The 2119-nt window shown below is 69.5% G+C and carries 2 protein-coding genes; one reads left to right on the top strand and one right to left on the bottom strand.

The window, feature by feature from the left end:
- Nucleotides 1–57: 57 nt before the first annotated feature.
- On the bottom strand, nt 58–975 hold the full coding sequence (locus VDQ18_RS23540) for an MBL fold metallo-hydrolase (RefSeq protein ID WP_323023284.1): 918 nt from the start codon (nt 973–975) through the stop codon (nt 58–60).
- Between the two features lie 227 nt (nt 976–1202).
- Between VDQ18_RS23540 and VDQ18_RS23535 the strand changes: the two genes are divergently transcribed.
- Nucleotides 1203–2119, top strand: a 917-nt coding sequence (locus VDQ18_RS23535; RefSeq protein WP_323023283.1) for a YeeE/YedE family protein, incomplete at its 3' end; no start/stop codon positions are given.

Below are 2119 nucleotides of genomic sequence, written 5' to 3'. Positions count from 1 at the left end.
TTTTCCACCCTCCTTGAAAATCCTCCCGAGGATATTTTCAGCGCAAAGAAGGGCGGGTCAGGCGGGCAGGAAGCGGTAGCCGCCGTCGGCATGGGCCTCGACCCGGCCGAGGCCGCCGGGCAGGTGGAAACCCGCGATCGGCATCTGCGCGCTGGCCAGCTGGTCGAAGAGCGCCACGCGGGTGGTGGCGGCGAGGCCAGGGTCTTGGTCCGAGCCCGATTCCCAGGCCGGGCGCTCGAAGGCGACATGGTGGTTGCCGATCGCATCGCCCAGCACCATCAGGCTTTCCGAACCGTCGCGCAGTTCGAAAGACATGTGACCGGGCGTGTGGCCGGGGGTCAGGCGGGCGGCGACGCCGGGCAGGATCTCGGCCCCGTCCTCGAAGAAGGTCACCAGATCCGCCACCGCCTCGAGCCGCCGCTGGGCGCCGATGGCGAAGGCCTGCCGTGCCGCGCCGATGCTGTCGAGCGTACCGGGATCCATCCAGTAGTCGAATTCGGCGCGCCCCATCAGGATCTGCGCATTGGGCAGGAAGGGCTCGTCGAAATCGTCGAGCAGGCCCCAGATATGATCGGGATGGCCATGGGTCACGACCAGATGGGTGATGTCCTCGGGCGCGAGGCCGAGGCTGTCCAGCGTCTCGGGCAGGAGCCCGGCCGAGGGCTGGAAATCCGAGCCAGAGCCCACGTCGAAGAGGATTACGCGGTCCTCGTGCCGCAGCAGCGTCACGTTGCAGGGCGGCGTCAGCGCCTCGCCGGTGATGCCGTTGCGGGTGAGGATCGCCGCCAGCTCGTCGGCGGGCATCGGCCCGGTGATGAAATCGCGGGGCAGCACCAGATTGCCGTCCGAGACCATGTCGATCTGCATGGACCCGAAGCGGGCCGAGGCCCGGGCGGGGCGCCCGAGGCCCGGGCCGAGGGCGAGACCGCCGAACATGAGCCCGCCGGTGGTGAAAGCGCGTCGCGTGATCTGCATGATGACTCCCATGACTGAGGCCCGCCGGAAGGGCGGGTTTGAGGTGATGCGGTGCGGATGGGAGAGAACGCCCGTGAGCCGGAGTCTAGGGGCAAGCAGGGCAAAGGCAAGCCCCCTGCCGGAGGAATTCGGTCAGACCGGGCGTGAGGGCTTGCATTTCGGGGGGTGAATCGGGATTCTGGCCCTGCCTTTCAGCGGACGGGCAAGTCAGGAAACCGGAGGCGGGGATGGACGGCATTTCCTATGGTGTGATGGCCGCCCTTGTCGGGCTGGTGTCGGGGATCGTGCTGGGCCTCTCGGCTCGGTTGGGGAATTTCTGCACGCTGGGGGCGCTGGAGATGGCGGTCTTTGGCGGCGACCAGCGGCGGCTCAGGCTTTGGGGGATCGTGCTGGCTGTGGCGATCACCGGCACCTTCCTGGGCGTCGAGCTGGGGTTCCTGCGGCTGGGCGAGACCTTCTACCATCAGATCGCCTGGAACCCGCTGGCCTCGATCGCGGGCGGCTTGCTCTTCGGCTATGGCATGGCGCTGGCCGGCAATTGCGGCTTCGGGGCGCTGGTCCGGTTCGGGGGCGGCGATCTGCGGTCGCTGGTCGTGGTGGTGGTGATGGGGGTCTTCGGCTTCATCACGCTTTCGGGCCCGCTGGCGCCGCTCAGGGTCGCGCTGTTCCCGCAGGATCCGGCGACGGGCGAGCAGGGGATCACCGCCGCGCTGCAGGGGCTGGCGGGCGTGCCGCCGCTGGTCACCGCGCTGGTCATCGCCGCGGCCCTGCTGATCTGGGCGCTGGCCTATGGTCCGCTGCGTCACCGCCCGGGCGAGATGGCCTGGGGCGCGGTGGCGGGCGGCGCGGTGGTACTTGCCTTCTGGGGCACCGGCTGGATCAGCCACGAGAGTTTCGGCGAGATCGGGGTCGAGGGCCTGTCCTTCACCGCGCCGGTCGGGCGGACGATCCTGTATCTGATGACCTCGACTGCGGGCGGGATCAACTTCTCGGTCGGCGCGGTGCTGGGGGTGATGGCGGGGGCGCTGGCCGGATCGCTCTGGCGCGGGATGTTCCGCTGGGAGGCCTGCGAGGATCCGCGGGAACTGGGCCGTCAGGTCGGCGGCGCGGCGCTGATGGGCGTGGGCGGGGTCATCGCCATGGG

The organism is Pararhodobacter sp., assembly GCF_034676075.1.
Classification (GTDB): Bacteria; Pseudomonadota; Alphaproteobacteria; order Rhodobacterales; family Rhodobacteraceae; genus Pararhodobacter.
The sequence above is the reverse complement of the archived record's forward strand: the minus strand, read 5'-3'. Positions and strand labels throughout refer to the sequence as shown.